This is a genomic window from Lentibacillus sp. Marseille-P4043 (assembly GCF_900258515.1).
Taxonomy (GTDB): Bacteria; Bacillota; Bacilli; order Bacillales; family Amphibacillaceae; genus Lentibacillus_C.
Map to the genome: position 1 here is coordinate 2,198,633 of NZ_LT984884.1, position 18,751 is coordinate 2,217,383.

The 18,751-nt window shown below is 39.6% G+C and carries 12 protein-coding genes and 1 riboswitch; of the genes, 8 read left to right on the plus strand and 4 right to left on the minus strand.

Going from position 1 to position 18,751, the window contains the following annotated elements; genetic code table 11:
• Window positions 1-721: 721 nt before the first annotated feature.
• On the minus strand, window positions 722-1,276 hold the full coding sequence (locus tag C8270_RS10730; protein ID WP_106496823.1) for a thioredoxin family protein: 555 nt from the start codon (window positions 1,274-1,276) through the stop codon (window positions 722-724).
• Window positions 1,277-1,417: 141 nt separating this feature from the next.
• Between C8270_RS10730 and C8270_RS10735 the strand changes: the two genes are divergently transcribed.
• Window positions 1,418-2,476, plus strand: coding sequence for a M20/M25/M40 family metallo-hydrolase (locus tag C8270_RS10735; RefSeq protein WP_106496824.1), 1,059 nt, complete (start codon window positions 1,418-1,420; stop codon window positions 2,474-2,476).
• Between the two features lie 689 nt (window positions 2,477-3,165).
• Window positions 3,166-7,566 (plus strand): S8 family peptidase, encoded by a 4,401-nt coding sequence (locus C8270_RS10740; RefSeq protein ID WP_234028647.1) that lies wholly within the window; start codon window positions 3,166-3,168, stop codon window positions 7,564-7,566.
• Between the two features lie 524 nt (window positions 7,567-8,090).
• On the opposite strand, the gene C8270_RS10745 is transcribed toward C8270_RS10740, so the two are convergent.
• The 3 genes from C8270_RS10745 to C8270_RS10755 form a co-directional block, all read right to left on the minus strand.
• The gene (locus C8270_RS10745; protein ID WP_106498519.1) at window positions 8,091-8,678 is read right to left on the minus strand and encodes an ECF transporter S component; all 588 of its coding nucleotides are present in this window, start codon (window positions 8,676-8,678) and stop codon (window positions 8,091-8,093) included.
• 165 nt (window positions 8,679-8,843) lie between these two features.
• Window positions 8,844-8,991, minus strand: a riboswitch (FMN riboswitch).
• Window positions 8,992-9,054: 63 nt separating this feature from the next.
• Complete coding sequence (locus C8270_RS10750; protein WP_106496826.1) at window positions 9,055-9,462, minus strand: hotdog fold thioesterase; 408 nt, start codon at window positions 9,460-9,462, stop codon at window positions 9,055-9,057.
• Between the two features lie 22 nt (window positions 9,463-9,484).
• Window positions 9,485-10,411: a 1,4-dihydroxy-2-naphthoate polyprenyltransferase gene (locus C8270_RS10755; RefSeq protein WP_106496827.1), complete on the minus strand. Its 927-nt coding sequence runs from the start codon at window positions 10,409-10,411 to the stop codon at window positions 9,485-9,487.
• Between the two features lie 242 nt (window positions 10,412-10,653).
• Between C8270_RS10755 and C8270_RS10760 the strand changes: the two genes are divergently transcribed.
• The 6 genes from C8270_RS10760 (at window position 10,654) to C8270_RS10785 (ending at window position 18,628) form a co-directional block, all read left to right on the plus strand.
• A complete protein-coding gene (locus C8270_RS10760; RefSeq protein WP_106496828.1) occupies window positions 10,654-12,042 on the plus strand; it encodes an isochorismate synthase in 1,389 nt (462 codons plus the stop codon).
• 4 nt (window positions 12,043-12,046) lie between these two features.
• Entirely contained in the window at window positions 12,047-13,783 is a 1,737-nt protein-coding gene (gene menD, locus C8270_RS10765) for a 2-succinyl-5-enolpyruvyl-6-hydroxy-3-cyclohexene-1-carboxylic-acid synthase (RefSeq protein ID WP_106496829.1), read from the plus strand.
• 84 nt (window positions 13,784-13,867) lie between these two features.
• A complete protein-coding gene (gene menH, locus C8270_RS10770; protein WP_106496830.1) occupies window positions 13,868-14,683 on the plus strand; it encodes a 2-succinyl-6-hydroxy-2,4-cyclohexadiene-1-carboxylate synthase in 816 nt (271 codons plus the stop codon).
• Between the two features lie 25 nt (window positions 14,684-14,708).
• On the plus strand, window positions 14,709-15,527 hold the full coding sequence (menB, locus tag C8270_RS10775; protein WP_106496831.1) for a 1,4-dihydroxy-2-naphthoyl-CoA synthase: 819 nt from the start codon (window positions 14,709-14,711) through the stop codon (window positions 15,525-15,527).
• A gap of 77 nt (window positions 15,528-15,604) precedes the next feature.
• Window positions 15,605-17,056 (plus strand): o-succinylbenzoate--CoA ligase, encoded by a 1,452-nt coding sequence (locus tag C8270_RS10780; RefSeq protein ID WP_106496832.1) that lies wholly within the window; start codon window positions 15,605-15,607, stop codon window positions 17,054-17,056.
• 744 nt (window positions 17,057-17,800) lie between these two features.
• Window positions 17,801-18,628, plus strand: coding sequence for an ABC transporter ATP-binding protein (locus C8270_RS10785; RefSeq protein WP_106496833.1), 828 nt, complete (start codon window positions 17,801-17,803; stop codon window positions 18,626-18,628).
• Window positions 18,629-18,751: the final 123 nt, after the last annotated feature.

Genomic DNA, 18,751 nt, shown 5'->3' on the forward strand with positions numbered 1-18,751 from the left:
TTATTGCTTTTTAAATTTCGTAGTTGATATAAAATGCGACACTGTGAAAATTCTTTTTTGTGACGCTTTCTCTCACTCTAAAGTAGGATGAATGCTAGACCCCGCTACGGCAGAATACTTCGCTTTCCGCGGGCACGGCCTCAGCCTCCTCGGAAGCAAAGAGCGCTTCCTGTGGGGTCTTCGGACACGTGCTATTCCCGCAGGAGTCTGCGTATTCCGCCTACGCTGGTAGTAGTGTTCTGATTATCGAAAGAGGAAAGCCATGCAATTTTGCGTTACACAGATTTTCACTCCCTTGAACAGAAAGCTATTCTAAGCTGCGGAAAAATGCGAGACTCCTCGAAAATGAAATACACATTTTCTTCGTGCGGTGAAGATTCAAAGATGTTTATTCAGAGTCCTATGGGAAAAGGAACAGTCTGAAGACCCCACAGCGAGCGTTCTTTGCGAGCGAGGAGGCTGAAGCGTTCCCCATGGAAAGCGAGTATTTTTCCGCAGCGCTGGATTAGCACTCATCTTATACAGGATGGAAGGAAGTCACGCAAATTTACGTCACATTTTATATCTATTGTGTAAAGAACAACAAATGTTTTCGATGGGGCGAGTAATCGCAGTCCCAATCTTTTAGAAAACAGTATTTCTTGATTAGTATAGACAAAGGTCCTATTAAGTTATACTGCGCGAAAATGAAAAAACTCACTCGAGTAGAGTGAGTTTGGATTTAACTATTTTTTAATGTCGTTTTTAAGCTTTGATAAACGTCATCCCAAAAGTCTGTATTATCCCGGAATGATTTTGTCATAAATAATAACATTTCCTGAAATTTTTCCTTGTAATCTGTTGCATCTTTAGCAGGTAAATTGCTTTGAGAATCCTCCACAAAGTGTTGAATGTTTTCGGCACGCGGTCCCCATTTAGCTACTTCATTTCCTTCTTCATCAATAAAGATAAAAATTGGGATTGAGCGCGATTTTCCATTTGTTAAGTACTGATCCATTAAGTCTAAATTTTGATCGCGCAGTAACATCCGAACAGGCATGTTTGTTTGCTCGGCTAGACGTAGCAGAATTGGTATGTTTAACATTGCATCGCCGCACCAATCCTCTGTTAAAACAATTACGCGTAGGTTTTTATCTTTTATTGATCGTGTCGACCCATTATCCTCAGGTGGTGTAAAGTGATCATAAATATGTAAAAGGGTATTTTTATGTTTTTCCATTGACTCGATATATGTATCCGGTGACATTCCTTTTTCATACCATTGGTTCAAATTCATTTGTAATGTGCTCCCTTCCATTCACTGTCTGCTAAAAGTCTACCCAATAAGTAAGAATTCGTAAACAAAAGTGCTTCTATATTAAAATTTTGCTATGATTGTTATAGAAAAAATTAACTTTTAAATCGAGGAGGAAACGATATGGAACAAGCAAATAGGGATTTTTTATTAGAATTATTACATACACCTTCACCATCAAGTAATGAGATGGAGATTCAGAAAAAATGGATTGATTACGTCGAGGATTTTGCAGATGAAATTAAAACCGATAATGCTGGTAATGCAATTGGTGTACTGAATCCTGATGCACCATTTAAAGTGTTACTTGCTGGACATTGTGATGAAATTGCACTTGTGATTAATCGAATTGATGAAGACGGCTTTTTGCATTTTGACAAAATGGGAGGAATTAACCCGAAAGCGGCGGTCGGCATGAAGACTACTGTTTTGGGGCTTAGCAAGACAATAACCGGTGTGATCGGGGTTAATGCACAGCACCATGGGGGACTTAAAGATGACTTTGGCCTCGAGGATTTATTTATTGACTGTGGTTGGAAAACAAAAGAAGAAGCTGAAAAATACGTGCAAATTGGTGATCTTGCTGTTTATAAAACCGAACCAGAAATATTAATGGATCGCTACATATCTGGTCGTGGTTTAGATAATCGCACTGGTTCATTTATTGTTGCCGAGGTTCTTCGCCGTTTGTCTGAAAAAGGATGCCAGGTTGGTGTTTATGCCGCAAGTACGGTTAATGAGGAAACAAACATGGGGGGCGCGTACTTTGCAGCAGCCGGTCTTCAGCCAACAATGGCAATTGCCTGCGATGTAACGTTTGCTACAGACTATCCTGGTGTAAATAAAAATAAACATGGGGATGTCCGTTTAGAAAAAGGGCCGGTACTTGCAAAAGGTGCCCCAATAAACATTAAAATCAATAAACTGCTAGAAAAAACTGCTAGAAAATTAAACATGCATGTGCAATATGAATTAACACCCAGAATGACTGGAACAGATGCAGATAAAATGCGGTTAACTGGTCGCGGAGTACCGGTATCCCTTGTATCACTGCCATTGCGTTATATGCATTCACCAGTTGAAACATCAAGTTTAAAAGATATTGATGAGGAAATTGAATTACTAGTTACAATGATAGCCTCTCTAACAGGAGAAGAAAGTTTAAACCCACTGGAAGATTAAATAAAATGTTAGCAACATCAAGTCTTAGTTCTTTTTATAAGAATTAAGGCTTTTTTTATTTCTCGAAATGAAGCAGTAGGTCATTTGGCTTCCATTATATCATTGGTAATGTGACTAAATCATCTTTTAAAAGACAAATTTCCACGCGAATCAGGTGAAAAGGAACTAGTTACTATCTATTTTTTTATTTATTGAACAAATAAGGAATTATTTTCTAGGTGTATCAGCGCATTTTTTATAGTTAAAGAAAAAAAGCGATAAGTAGTTTTATAGTCACATGCTTAATAAAATGGCTTTGCGACGATCGTTAACAAAGATATCGATATGCAGCAACTAGGCATATTGTCTGCACCTTAAATATGAGGGACAGTACTTATCTATCAATTTTGAAAATTCTGATTTAAAGCGACACAATTCGACACCTTTTTCGCAGATTATCAATTATAGTTTCCTTAACAGCTAGAATCACATAAAATGCACTTCAGACATCACAGAACTCTCACGATTTACCACTAGAGAAAGGGGGGAAGGATGTCTTTTTCATGTCGTCATTGCTAGATTTTGTTTTGTTAATAGAGCAACGACGACAAACCGTAAAGAAGCACAGTTTCAAAAATCGGGAGGAGGAAAAGGATTTGAAAAAGAAAAAACGGCAAAGACGTGCAAGTAGTATTGCCGCGTCATTACTCATGACATTTTCATTGTTTGCACCCGGAATGGCAAGTGCTGAGACAAATGGCAAGGTACACCAGTCATTAAATGATTCCCAAACTGTTGCAAAAGTAAAAGTAAGCGATCGCTTGCTAGATGAATTTAAAAAGGATGACAAAGTAACGTTTTTAGTAAAATTCAAGGAAAAGGCAGATACGAAGAAAGTCGCTGAACAAGCGAAAAAGGATGCAAGTAAGGCAAACATCACAGCTAAAAAAACGGAACTTATTCAACGTTCTGCCGTTGTATCAGAATTAAAATCAACGTCGTTAGAGTCGCAGCGAAAAGTTACTGATTACCTTGAAAAAGCAGCTGATAACGGAAAAGTTGAGAAGATAAAGTCGTATTACATTGTCAATGGAATGGCAGTTACAGCAACAAAAGAAGTAGCACAAAAAATAGCAACTTACAATGAGGTTGAGAAAATATTACCGAACGAAACACGTCAATTGTTCACTACCGCAACGAAAGAAGCGAAAACATCAATAGCAAAAGACACTAAACCTTCTGAGTCAGATGTGGAATGGAGCGTTGAACGTGTTGGTGCCCCACAAGTTTGGGAAATGGGAATTGATGGTACAGGAACAGTTGTAGCTAGCATTGATACAGGTGTTCAGTGGGACCATCCAGCACTTAAGGAAAAATATCGTGGTTTTGATGCAGCAACTGGTGAAGTTGATCATGATTTTAACTGGTTCGATGCAACTGTTAATGAGGCAGAACCATATGATGATATTGGTCATGGAACACACGTAACCGGCACAATGGTTGGCAGTGAACCGGATGGATCAAACCAAATTGGGGTTGCTCCTGGTGCAGAGTTTATTGCCGTTAAAGCTTTTACCGAAGATGGCGGATCGGATGTTGATCTATTGGCTGCTGCCGAATGGATTTTAGCTCCTACAGACACAGAAGGAAATGCTAGAGTCGATATGGCTCCAGATGTTGTTAATAATTCTTGGGGTGGAGGACCAGGTCTTGATGAATGGTACCGCGATGTTGTCATTAATTGGCGATCCGCCGGAATTTTCCCAGAGTTTTCAGCGGGAAATACAGATTTATTTAATCCAGGTGGACCAGGATCTGTTGCAACACCTGCAAATTATCCAGAGTCATTTGCAACTGGGGCGACAGATAGCAATGATGCACTTGCAGGATTTTCTTTACGAGGACCTTCTCCATACGATGAAATTAAGCCAGATATATCTGCTCCAGGAGTTGGAATTCGTTCATCCGTACCAGGAAGCGAATATGGCGGAAAGAGTGGTACATCAATGGCAGGTCCTGCTGTATCAGGTGTAGCAGCATTACTGCGTCAAGTTGATGCGAGCATTACCATTGATGAAATGGAAGAAGTTTTACTAAATACGGCAACTCCTTTGACAGACGATGAATATCCGGAAACACCAAATAATGGATATGGCTATGGGTTAGTCAATGTATATAATGCTGTTTCCTCCCTTGACAGTGGAATTGGAACATTAAAGGGGCAAGTAACGAAGCAAGGTGAAGATACAGAGGCACCGGCATTCGAGCATACTGCACCTGCAGAAACATATGCTGGAATGGATTTAAATTTATCTGTAAAGGCTACAGATAATATCAGTGTTGGATCCGTGGAATTACAGTACCAAGATACGAATGGTGAGTGGAAAACAGTTAAAGCTGCACGTACATCTGGTGATTTTAAGTCAGGTGAATATGCGGCTACTATTCCTGGAGATCAGGTTAAGGAAGACTCACTTACCTATAAATGGTTTATCAATGATTTTGGAAATAATGAAGTTGAAAGTGATGCATATACGGTAACTGTTAATTCAGGTATTACAGTTGGATATGAGGAAAATTTTGAAGCTGAAGCTACTGGCTGGACAACATTCGGTGAAAACAACAGCTGGGAACGTGGCGAACCAACATCTGGACCGGAAAATGCAGCATCCGGTGACAATGTCTACGCAACGAACTTGGCTGGTGATTATGACAGCAGTATGAATGCAACACTTGTCATGCCACCAATTGATTTACCAGAAGGCAATACGTATCTACAGTTTAACCAATGGCATGATTTGGAAATGTACTCTTCAGGAAGAGCTTATGATTTCGGTCATGTGTTTGTTTCAACAGACCAAGAGGAATGGACACAATTAACACGTGTACAAGGAACAACAGATGACTGGGAGAGTGCAGAAGTTGATTTATCAGATTATAGCGGTCAACGAATCTATATCGGTTTCAATGTAACTTCAGATGGTAGTGTTACAAGAGAAGGATGGTATATTGACGATATCGCTTTATCTGATACATCTCAAAGTAGTAACGTATCAATAGGAAAGAATCATGGTAAAGGAAATGGCCTAGGGTTAGGACTTAATAAAGGAAACGGCTTAAGTCTTGGACTTGGTTTAAATAGAGGGAACGGACTAGGGCTTGGTATTCATCACGGTAAAAAGCACAAGACAAATAATGGCCTTGGTGTTATTAAAAGCAATGATAAAGCAGCATTAAAAGAAAAGGTAAATCCAGCTAAAATTAAGCCGGAAATACCTAAAAAAGAGAATCCTCCTGTGGAAGAGGATGTAATTAATCCTACACTATTGCCAATCGGTGCACAAGTAAGTGTTTTGGAAAGTGGGCGTTCCGTTAATACAGATCCTGATGATGGATCGTATTCGTTAACACATCCTGCGGGGAAATTCACAGTGCAAGCAGAGGCCTATGGTTTTAGTTCAAAACAACAATCTGTAACTATAGAGGATGACGGTGTTGCCGAAGCTGATTTCACATTGGAAGAAATTCCGCAGGGAACAGTTGGCGGTACAATTACGGATGAGAAAACAGGTGAGCCTATTGAAGGTGCTACAATCCTCCTTGTTGAAGATGCCAATGTTACACCAGTAAAAACGGATGGGAAAGGTAATTACTCAATAACAGCATATGAAGGTACCTACACACTTAAAGTGTTGGCACGTGATTACCACAGTAAAGAAATTGAAATTACAGTTGAAGATGAGGATCTTGATGTAGATGTTGAACTTGATCCATTCTACACGTATCCAGGTGGAGAAATCGGTTATGACGATGGGTCAGCCGAAAACGCACGGGCATTTTATGACGCTGGAAATGGTTGGGCAGTAAAAATGTCCTTACCAGAGGGCAAAGAATCTGCTGTCGTTACGGATGGCGTGTTCCGCTTCTGGGACACAGAATTTCCAGTTCCTGGTGGTACAGAATTCGCAGTAGAAGTTTGGGATGCATCTGGTGAAGACGGTCAACCAGGTGAAAAAATTGCTGGTCCAATCGATGCTGAGGCATTGCGTAATGGAGAGTGGACAGTTGTTGATTTAAGCGAGCATAACATTGTCGTTGATGGCGATTTCTATATGGTTTACATTCAAACTCATCCTAATCCGAATACACCAGGTCTTGCAACGGATGAAGATGGAACCAATGCGGAACGAAGCTATCAATTGGTAGGTGGTACATGGTCACCATCACCTGCTGCGGAGGGTAACTATATGATACGTGCTCTGGTAAGTTATGAAGTAAGTGCACCTGCTATTACTTCGCCAACGGAAAACTTTATAACAAATGAAACTGATATAACTGTTGAAGGAACTGCATCTCCTACAACAACTATACAATTGAATAATAACGGAGAAGAAGTTGATACAGTTGAAGTTGGGGATGATGGTAAATTTGCGATTCCAGCTGAACTTACAGAAGGGGAAAATCAATTTACCGCAATATCCATGGTAAATGGTGAAGAAACAGGTGAATCGGATCCTGTTACCGTAACATTGGATACAGAAAAACCAGAGTTGACAATTGATAACCCTAAAGATGGAAGTAAAACAAATCGTGAAACAGTTACTGTTGAAGGAATTGTTGCTGATGCTAACGTTGACTGGGTTAAAGTGAACGGTAAAAAGGCCAAAGTTACCGACGGAAAGTATGCAAAACGTATCTTGCTTGATAATGGTGAAAACGTGATTAAAGTAGTCGCCAAAGACCAAGCAGGAAACAAGGCGAAGCAGAAAGTTACGCTTGATGTAAAATACAATGCACCAGTAATCGAAAACGTGACACCGACAGATGATGTAAACCTTCAAGCCGGTGAAAGCGTGAAAATTGAATTTGATAGTGAGCCAGGATTGGATGCAACATTCTTTATCCATATGCCATTAACAAATACACAAGGGAACAATGCAACAGAATTGCCAATGCGTGAAACTTCTGATGGACATTATGTTGGATACTGGACAGCAACCAATAATGTAAAAGCAGATGGTGCCGTCATTGAAGTAAAAGTTGTCGATGACTACGGCAACGAAACACGTCAAACGGCAGATGGTAACTTATCTATCAATATTGATGAATAATAATCAGTTGTAAACCACAATGCAGAAGGATGAAATATTCCTTCTGCATTTCTTTATGCCCTACAATTATTGATTTGAAGTTAGTTTAAAATTAATCAGTTTTCTAAAAGATTAGGACTGCGATTACTCTCCCCATCGAAAACATTTGTTGTTTTTGACGCAATAGATATAAAATGTGACACAGTGAAAAGTCTCTTTCATGACATTTTCTCTCGTTCTAATGATAATTGTGTGTCTGGATTCCGCTCCGGCAGAATACTTCGCTTTCCGCGGGCACGGCTTCAGCCTCCTCGGAGGCTGAAGCGTTCCCCATGGAAAGCGAGTATTTTCCCGCAGCGCTGGATTAGCACTCATCTTAGACAGGACGATAGGAAGTCACACCAAGTTACGTCGCATTATATATCAACTACGCAATTAAAAAGCAACAAACATTATGAAAAGAATCTTAATATTAAAGCACTCACTAGCAGCAAATAATGCAAAAATAAATAAAGCCAGCCTAAATTTGGCCAGCTTTAAAAACTTTATATGGTGTTAGCTTGCTTTTGTTCAATCCAGCTACGCATTTTAACAAAGAGGGGAACGAATAATATTCCAACGATGATTCCTTTTATTATATTAAACGGTAGAATTCCTGCCGTTACGGTATACCATTTAACACTTTCGATATTCATCTCTTCCATGCCCATAAATAATGCATAGATTGGTAAAATAACGAGGTAATTTAAAATACTCATTCCAATTGCCATTATTATTGTGCCAGCGATTAAACCAGATACAATACTTTTGACACCTTTGAATTTGTGATATAAAACAGCTGCAGGAACGACAAACATGACACCGGCTAAGAAATTCGCGACTATTCCCACAGGCTCACCACCGCCAATTGCCATATAAAGGACATTTTTAATTGCCTCTACAATTACCCCGGCAAGCGGTGAAAAGATTAAAGCAGCAATTAATGCTGGCACATCACTAAAATCAATTTTTAAGTAACCAAAACCTGGTAATACCGGGAAGTTTAGGAAAAATAGTAAGAGTGATATGGTTCCTAATAATGCTAGAATAATAAGTTTAAGTAATTTTGATGATTGCGTGTTTGCAGATTGCATCATCGAATTCCTCCTTCATCTGTTATCGATCCACATCTCGTGATGAAGGATAGGCCCTTTTTCTGTGCAAACTAAAAACCCTAAAGCGTGCCTAATCGGGGCTTTAGGGTATATTTTCATATACAGGAATAAATAGCGCATAACAAAATGCACCAGAAAACGGCTCGACATCTTCTCCCATCCAGACTGTAACTGTCGGTTCTGGATTTACACCAGATCAGCCGCCGAGACTTGGCTCAAGCGGGTCACGGACTTAGAACAAATAAAGTTCATTACCGTCGGTCGGGAATTGCACCCTGCCCCGAAGATGGAATCGATATATAATTGTAAGGTTAATTATACAATGATTTTATCAGTTTGAAAAGTAATTTGCTGTTTATTTTTTTGTGGAATTACCAGTAGTCCTTTTCGGTACAACCCCTATCGTGCAACGTGACATACAAATAAGTTCTTCCTGTTCGTCAACAATGTTGATTTCCCAAACCATTGTTGTTTTTCCAATATGCCGTGGAACTGCTTTTGCGGTTACGACACCATCACGCTTGCTTTTTATGTGGTTGGCGTTAATTTCCATACCAAACACACTAAACTGCTCCGGATCTACATGGTTATATGCACCAACACTTGCTGCAGTTTCTGCAAGTGCAACATTTGCTCCACCGTGCAAAAAACCTGCCGGCTGATGTGTTCGGTGATCAACAGGCATTGTCATGATGACTAGATCCTTATCAAGTGTTTGGACTTCGATTCCGAGTGAATTCATTAACGTATTTTTTAATTCCATAAAATTATTCCCCCTGTAAAAATTAGAATAACTTACTTAATAGCAATGAGATTCCTAATAAAAATCCATAAATTGTATTTGTCTTACCCGTAGCTACCATTGCCGGTAACATTTCGAGGGGTTTTGTCTTCCCTTGAAATTTTTTAATAACTTCAATGGCTTTTATGACACTTAAAAAGGCGATAATCGACCAGACTGGTAACATCCCATCAATAATATAAAATGCTGTTAATCCAAAAGCAATAACAAATAGGCCACTCAAAAAACGGATGGCATTTTTTCTGCCAAGTAAGATAGCAATTGTTTTTCGTCCGTTTTCTTTATCACCGTCTAAATCCCGAATATTATTGGACATCATTATACTTCCAATAAAAATTGCAACAGGAACGGATACTAGAATAACAGTCCCCGTTATTGTCAATGTTTGGATAAAATAGCTAATACCGATTATGACAGTACCCATTAAAAATCCGGAGAATAATTCGCCAAGAGGTGTATAAGCAATTGGTAGAGGACCACCTGTATATAAATAGCCAAACAGCATACATACTATACCAATGACCGCTATCCACCAACTTGAAACCATACAAATATAAATTCCTAACATAATTGCAATCCCAAAGAAAATGAACGCTAACCGTAAAACTGTCTTAGCTGATATTCCATCACGTACGATTGTTCCACCTATACCGACAGATTCCTCATTATCCAAGCCTCGAACAAAGTCATAGTATTCATTGAACATATTTGTTGCCGCTTGAATAAGCATAGATGCGATTAACATTGCTAAAAATAAAATGATGTTTATGGATCCATCAATGTATGCAAGCATAGTCCCAACAAATACAGGAACAAATGATGCAGTTAATGTATGTGGTCGTAACAAGCGCCACCAAATTTGAAAGCCTTCTTTTTCATTTAAGGCTTGTTTAATTGTCGTCGAATGCATAAATGCGCTCCCCCTGAATTTTCATCAATATCATATTAAGTTTAGGCAATTCGATAGGGGGTGTCAATTACTAAATGTCACAAAATCGTCATGAACAAACAGGAAAATGAAACTGGTACCTGCTCAATCATTGTTCTCTGCTTTTTGGTTAAGTAATGGTCCATTCCTTGAGAAACCGTGTAAAAGAGAATAAAATAGAGAAGGAAGTTTATGACTTGTACGTGCAACGGAGGTTTAGATAGATGATTGAAACGAAAGAAGTGTTGTTGGAATCGTTATTGGATCAGGCAATTGTTCAGGCCAAAGCGACAAATGGAACGCAACTAGTCAGTTTTACAAAAAAAATTAATAAAGAAATCGATCCGCTCCAATTTTTTGAAGCGGCAAAAGACTCGAATATGGATCGTACCTTTTGGTCAAGTACTGCCGATGGTTTTTATTTAGTCGGAATTGGCAACGTTTGTCCTATTGTAGCAAACGATAATCGGTTTCAGGAAACGGAAAGACAATGGAGGAAACAGGTGGAAAATGCGACCATTCACAATCCATATCAAACACCAGGTACGGGATTAATTGCCCTAGGCGGTATGGCATTTGACCCTAAAAAGGCAAAATCAGCATTATGGAAAAAATTTAAGAATAGCGAATTTCAAATTCCACAATTTACATTAACCAAAAATAGGACTAATTATTTTATAACGATTAATACACAAGCAACAAAAGATGATCATCCTGTACAGCTTGCAAGCGAGTTAAAACGAATGGAAGCAGGGTTGCTTCATGAAACAAGAGAATTCCCAAATGAGGCCAAACTCGAATCAAAGCAAGAAATCGCTCCGGATCAATGGAAACAAGTTGTCAAAGCGGCAACAGATGAAATTAAACAAAATGAAGCCAAAAAAATAGTGCTTGCTCGTGAAATGCGGTTAAAGCTAACGAAAGAGGCAGAAATCACACCCGTTCTAAATAAACTAATCACTACTCAAACGAATAGTTATGTGTTTGCTTTTGAACATGATGATGATTGTTTTATTGGAGCAACCCCAGAACGACTTGTGAAATTAGAAAATCAGCAATTACTTTCCACGTGTTTAGCTGGAACAGCACCAAGAGGTAAAACAGCTGATGAAGATAGGGAAATCAGCCAAACATTGCTCCTTGATTCCAAAAATAGGGACGAACATGATTTTGTTGTAAAAATGATTAGGCATGCGATCAAAGACTATTGTACAAATATTCAACTGCCAGATGAACCTGTTGTCTATCCTTTAAAGAACTTGCAACATCTATACACGCCAGTTAGGGCAACACTTAAAGATGGTTATAGTATTTTTGATATAATTAAGAAGTTACATCCAACTCCAGCATTAGGTGGTGTTCCTCGCGAAAAATCTTTATCTTTCATTAGGGAAAATGAACAGTTGGATAGAGGTTGGTATGGGGCACCTGTTGGTTGGCTGGATAGTAACCAAAATGGTGAATTTGCTGTAGCAATTCGCTCGGGGTTAATCCAAGGGGATGAAGCCTCGTTGTTCGCGGGTTGCGGAGTTGTAAAAGACTCCAATCCAGAGGCGGAATATGAAGAAACGATGATTAAATTGACACCAATGCTTTCCGTTTTAGGGGGATAAAAAAATGGAACATACTGAAACACTAACACGATATATTGCAAATTTTGTTGATGAACTTGTTAAGAGTGGACTTACGGAAGTTGTTATTTCGCCTGGCTCACGATCAACGCCGCTTGCAATGACAATGGCGGAACATCCTAAAATGAACCAGTGGATCATTATTGATGAACGATCTGCAGCCTTTTTTGCTTTAGGAATGGCAAAACAAAATAAACGCCCAGTAGCTCTCCTGTGTACATCTGGAACGGCTGCCGCGAATTATTTTCCAGCTATTGTTGAAGCTCACTATAGTAGAGTGCCTTTAGTCATTTTAACAGCTGATCGGCCACATGAACTGCGTGATGTCGGTGCACCGCAAGCGATTGAACAAATTAAGTTGTATGGTGACTATGTGAAGTGGTTTAACGAAATGGCTTTACCAGAAGGCAATCCGAAAATGCTTGATTATGTACGGAGCAAAGCTGCACGTGCAGTTCACATGGCAAAGGAAGGTAACAGCGGACCAGTTCATTTGAATTTTCCATTACGGGAGCCACTCATCCCAGATTTCTCATTGGAAGGTTTATGGGGGAAACAAATAGAGCAAAACTATTATCCTACTCTTGATGGAGCAAAGCGGATACATCCGGAACAGGTACATGAATTGCTTGAAAAACTGCAGCGGAAACAGAAAGGGTTGATTGTTTGCGGACCACAAACAAACGATGATTTTCCAGAAGCTGTAACTCGGCTAGGATCCGTGTTACAACTGCCAATTTTAGCGGATCCATTGTCAGGGGTAAGATCTGGTCAGCACCAAAAAGATCATATTATTGAAGGATATGATGCTTTCCTACGTCATAAAAAAATCCGAGAACAACTTAAACCTGATTTTATAATTCGATTTGGTGCCATGCCTGTAGCTAAAACGTATCGATTTTATGTAGAAGAACATAAAGATGCTGAACAATTCGTTGTCGAGGAAAATGCCGGATACCGTGAACCAGCTGGTAATGCTACTGAATTCATTTATGCTGATGCAAAGCTGTTTTGTGAAGATTTAGTTCGAATTGCAAAGGGTGTAAGTTTTGATTCTTCCTGGTTACATGAATGGCAGGATATGAATCAAATTGCTAAAAAACAGTTAACGGCTGATTCTAGGGGGAACGCATTGACAGAAGGCGATGCTGTAAGTTGTCTGCTAGATGTCCTGCCTGATAACAGCAATTTGTATGTTGGAAACAGTATGGCGATTAGGGATTTAGATACCTTTTTTATGACAACAGACAAGAATGTTAGGGTGCTTGCTAATCGAGGGGCGAATGGGATCGATGGCATGGTTTCAAGCGGATTGGGCGCAGCTGCTAATGGGAAACATATAACATTATTGCTTGGCGACTTGTCATTTTTCCATGATCTTAACGGTCTTTTGGCTGCCAAACATTACAATCTAGCGGTTACAATTCTTTTGATCAATAACAATGGTGGAGGGATTTTTTCCTTTTTACCACAAGTAAATGATAAAAAACATTTCGAAGCATTATTTGGAACGCCAATTGATATTGATTTTCAACAAGCTATTACGATGTATGGCGGGACGTATCGCAATGCGACGAATGAATCTGAGTTAAAAAACGCACTAGATTCAAGTTATAACAATAAAGGGTTGTCTGTAATTGAAGTAAAAACAGACCGCGAAGCAAACGCTGTGTGGCATCGTGATCGTTGGCAAGCCATTGAAACTGAAATCTTGAAAAGGTAGGATGCGGGGTTCACAAATCCCGTGTTCTTCTTAAACTTCACATGCACTTTTTGAACACAAATTAAGAACAGGAGGATTGATCATGTGTATTTCTCAATAGATGATGCATCCTACTGGTTTGAGCGAACTGGTGAAGGGCCGCCTGTTGTCATGCTGCATGGGTTTACTGGCAGCAGCCAAACGTGGAAAAAATTGGTTGCGGCATGGCAGGATACGTTTGAAGTAATTACGATTGACTTACCTGGACATGGGAAAACGAATACAGAGACTCCACGTACGATGGAAAAGTGTTGCCAAGATGTAAAAAAATTACTGAACCATTTACAGTTAACAAGTATTCATCTAGTAGGCTATTCGATGGGGGGCCGCACAGCATTAACATTTGCTATGATGTTCCCATCTCATGTCCAATCCTTAACCTTAGAAAGCTCATCGCCTGGGTTAGAGGATGTTTTAGAACGAGAAAAACGGGTAATACATGATACAGAACTGGCAACAAAAATTGAAAAAGAGGGTATTACAGCATTTGTCGACTTTTGGGAGAATATTCCACTCTTTCAAACACAGCTGAACTTACCAACTAATCTAAAACAGGAAGTTCGTGTGGAAAGACTTGCGCAATCAGAGGCAGGCCTTTCACAATCACTTCGGTATATGGGGACCGGTGTACAACCCTCTTGGTGGGGATCTCTTGAACAATTAGATGTGCCTGTTTTACTTGTCGTTGGCAGCTTAGATGAAAAATTTCTACAATTAAATAAAAAGATGCGCGAAAGCCTGCCAAATAGCCGTTTAGCAGTTGTTGAAAATACTGGTCATGCAATTCACGTGGAACAATCCAATTTTTTTGGTAAAATAGTATTGGAGTTTATTTTCCAACACTCGTTGCCAATTACATAGCAACATATTCTGAAGGAGGAAAACTATGACTGTACAATGGGAACAAGCAAGAAAATATAAGGAAATTGTTTATGAAAAATACAATGGTATCGCTAAAGTTACCATGAATCGTCCGCGCGTTCATAATGCGTTTACACCTTTAACAGTAAACGAAATGATTGATGCGTTTGCCGATGCTCGTGATGACTCGTCAATTGGCGTGATCATTTTGGCAGGAGCAGGGGATAAAGCATTTTGCTCTGGCGGTGATCAAACGGTTCGCGGTAATGGCGGATATGTTGGAGAAGACCAAATTCCGCGTTTGAACGTACTCGATTTACAGCGGTTAATGCGGACGATTCCGAAGCCGGTTATTGCAATGGTTTCAGGTTATGCAATTGGTGGAGGACATGTTCTACACATTTGCTGTGACTTAACAATTGCTGCAGATAATGCTATTTTTGGACAAACAGGACCTAAAGTGGGTAGCTTTGATGCTGGTTATGGTGCAGGCCTGCTTGCTGAAATGGTTGGACAAAAGCGTGCACGTGAAATTTGGTATCTATGTCGTCAATATAACGCTGATGAAGCATATGAAATGGGCATGGTCAACAAGGTCGTACCACTAGAGAAATTGGAAGAAGAAACATTGCAATGGTGTAAAGAAATTCTTGAAAAATCACCAACTGCTCTACGTTTCTTAAAGGCGTCCTTTAATGCTGCTACAGATGGTCTTGCAGGCTTGCAGCAAATGGGCGGGGATGCAACCCTTCTTTACTATACAACTGATGAAGCGAAAGAAGGACGCGATGCATTTAAGGAGAAAAGGAAACCTGACTGGGATCAGTTCCCGCGTTTCCCTTGATTTATGGATAAATTAACTCTCGGAAAACCTTTGCTAATTGGCAAAGGTTTTTCAATGATAAATAGAGGTGTTGAATCATGTCGGAGGTTATCCCGCACTGGTTAACCAAACAAGCTTATCTCTCTCCAGATCAACCAGCAATAGAGCATGTGAATGGAGAGATAATTACCTTTTTGAAATTAAAAGAAAGAAGCCAAGCCTTTGCCAAAAAGCTAGCGAGTAGTGGGGTGAAAAAAGGAGCGCATATTGGAATATTATCGGACAACAATACATCCATGGTAATTGCAATCCATGCATTAAGCTATATTGGTGCTGTGTCGGTCATGTTGAATACGCGTTTAACAAAGGAAGAATTGACATATCAGATCGATGATGCAGCAATTTCGCTTGTATTAACATCTGACAGTCTTGAAGAAGATGCAATGGATTTACCTGTGTCAGTAAAGACCTTTTCAGAAATAGACAATCTATTGGAAATGGATGTAGCGCTTCTTACAGAGATAAATTTGGATGATACGTTTACAATTATCTATACTTCTGGAACAACAGGTTTCCCAAAAGGAGTTATCCATACGTACGGTAACCATTGGTGGAGTGCAATTGGATCAGCATTAAATCTGGGATTAAGTGCCAATGATAAGTGGCTCGCCACATTGCCAATTTTTCATATTGGTGGCTTATCTATTTTTATCAAAAGTGTTATTTATGGGATGCCTGTCTATATACTAGAAAAATTTGATGAAATAATTGTGCATGATGCTATTTTGCAACGGGGAGTGACAATTGTCTCTGTTGTTACAGTAATGCTGCAGCGGTTAGTTAACTTAATTGGAGAGGAGCATTATCCAGAGACATTTCGCTGTATGTTGCTAGGTGGTGGTCCTGCTCCAAGACCATTATTGGAAAAGGCAAAGGCCAGCCATATTCCCGTTTTTCAATCGTATGGTATGACCGAAACATCGTCCCAAATTGTTACACTAAGTCCTAAAGACGCATTGGATAAAATTGGTTCGTCTGGTAAACCACTAGTCCCAGCACAACTAAGAATCGCCAAGACAGAAGAAAGTCCCGTCGGTGAAATTTTTGTCAAAGGTCCAATGGTAACGAACGGCTACTTTAACAAAACAGAGGCAACTTTAAAATCTATTCATGACGGCTGGTTGGCTACAGGTGACTTAGGATATGTAGATGAGGAAGGTTTTTTATATGTCGTTGATCGACGAAAAGATTTAATTATTTCTGGTGGCGAAAATATTTATCCAACCGAAGTGGAGAGCGTTCTTTCCGGTATGACTCAAATCAGTGAGGTTGGTGTTGTTGGCAGTGATGATGATACATGGGGACAAGTACCCGTTGCGTTTATCGTTGCCCAAGATGAAAAAGTGACAAAGGAAGAAATCATTACCTATGCAAAAAAACGACTAGCCAAATATAAATTACCAAAGCAAATCCATTTTGTTGATCATCTTCCAAGAAACGCCTCCAATAAATTGGTACGAACCGAATTGGCAAAGTGGTTAAGCAGTTAATTGGCAAAGGCTGTTTCCGCATTGTTTGTTGCTTTTCAAAATTTCGTAGTAGCTAGAAAATACGACGTAACTAAGAAATTGCTGTCCCACCGTTCCGGAAATACACTACGCTTTCCGCGGGCTCGCGATGAGCCTCCTCGTGAGAAAACCGCTCACTTTGGTGTCTCATCGTCTTCGCTTTCCCGCAGGACAAGGAATGCTTCGACAGCGTAACATCGCACGCAGAAAATGGATTTTTATTTTCAAGGAGTCTACGTGTATTTCCTGCGCTAGTGTTGGCTTTCTCGTATTATTACCATTATTAATGCTTGATTAAAGGGAAATATTAAAGCATATATGTCCTCACAAGCAGCCCGTATACACGTAGACTCCTGGGGGATGAGAGGCATAGGTGAGACCCCGCAGTGCGTTAGCACGAGGAGGCTCTCCAGCCGCCCCCGGAAAGCGAAGTGTATACGGGCTGCGGGGCATAAAGCAACAAACAATGTGAAACCAACATAATACTTACTGCGCATTTTATATCTGTTGTGACAAAACAACAATTTCTTAGAAAACAATCTTGACAAAAATCGTTATTGTTCTGATGTTTCTGTCACAGAAGTTTCAGAAACTAATTGATAAAGATTCTCAAAATCATTGACTAATCATTCAAAAGCAAATAAACTAGAGATACAATACTTATTGAAAAGAGACCATACATAAATGTGTAGGTTTTTTTCATGTAGGATGTGGGGAGAGATTCCGATGCAAACGTTAACAGCGAATGATTTAACACTCGGATATGGTGAAGATATTATTATTGATGATTTAAATATAACAATACCTAAAGGTGAAATTACCGTATTTATTGGTGGAAATGGTTGCGGAAAATCAACATTGCTTCGGTCATTGGCCAGGTTACTCAAGCCAAAAGGTGGAGATGTCGTGCTTGATGGCTCGGATATTGCTAAAATGGGTACAAAAGAAGTAGCGAAAAAACTGGCAATCCTACCACAAAGTCCTGTTACACCAGAGGGACTGACGGTAATGGAGCTCGTTAAACAAGGCAGACACCCATATCGAGGCTTTTTGAAATCCTGGTCAAAGGACGACGAAAATGCTGTTAATCATGCGCTTGAAGCTACAAACATGCTTGAATTAAAAGACCGTTCCGTTGATTCATTGTCTGGTGGACAGCGCCAGCGAGCTTGGATTGCAATGACGTTGGCACAACAAACAGACACCATTCTACTCGATGAACCGACAACTTATTTAGATATGACACATCAAATTGATGTACTTGACCTTTTATTCGAACTAAACGAAAGAGATGGGCGTACTGTTGTTATGGTGTTACATGATTTAAACCTTGCTTGTCGCTATGCACATCATATTGTTGCAATTAAAGACAAAAAGGTTTTTGCTCAAGGAAAGCCAGAAGAAATTGTCACTTGCAACTTAGTACATGAAGTGTTTCAAATGAAATGTGACGTAACCTTTGACCCGATGTTTGGAACACCAATGTGTATTCCCCATGGAAAAGGTCGTTGTATTTTTGCTAATCGAACACAACCATCTTCCGCAATTCAATAAATTTTATCCGCCCATCAATGACAGGTATTGATGGGCTTTTTGGTCCTAATTTGATTTTTTGTTTGTGTAAATTTAACCGCTGAAAACGAAATCTACTGCTTCTGTTTCCATACATGATTCTTA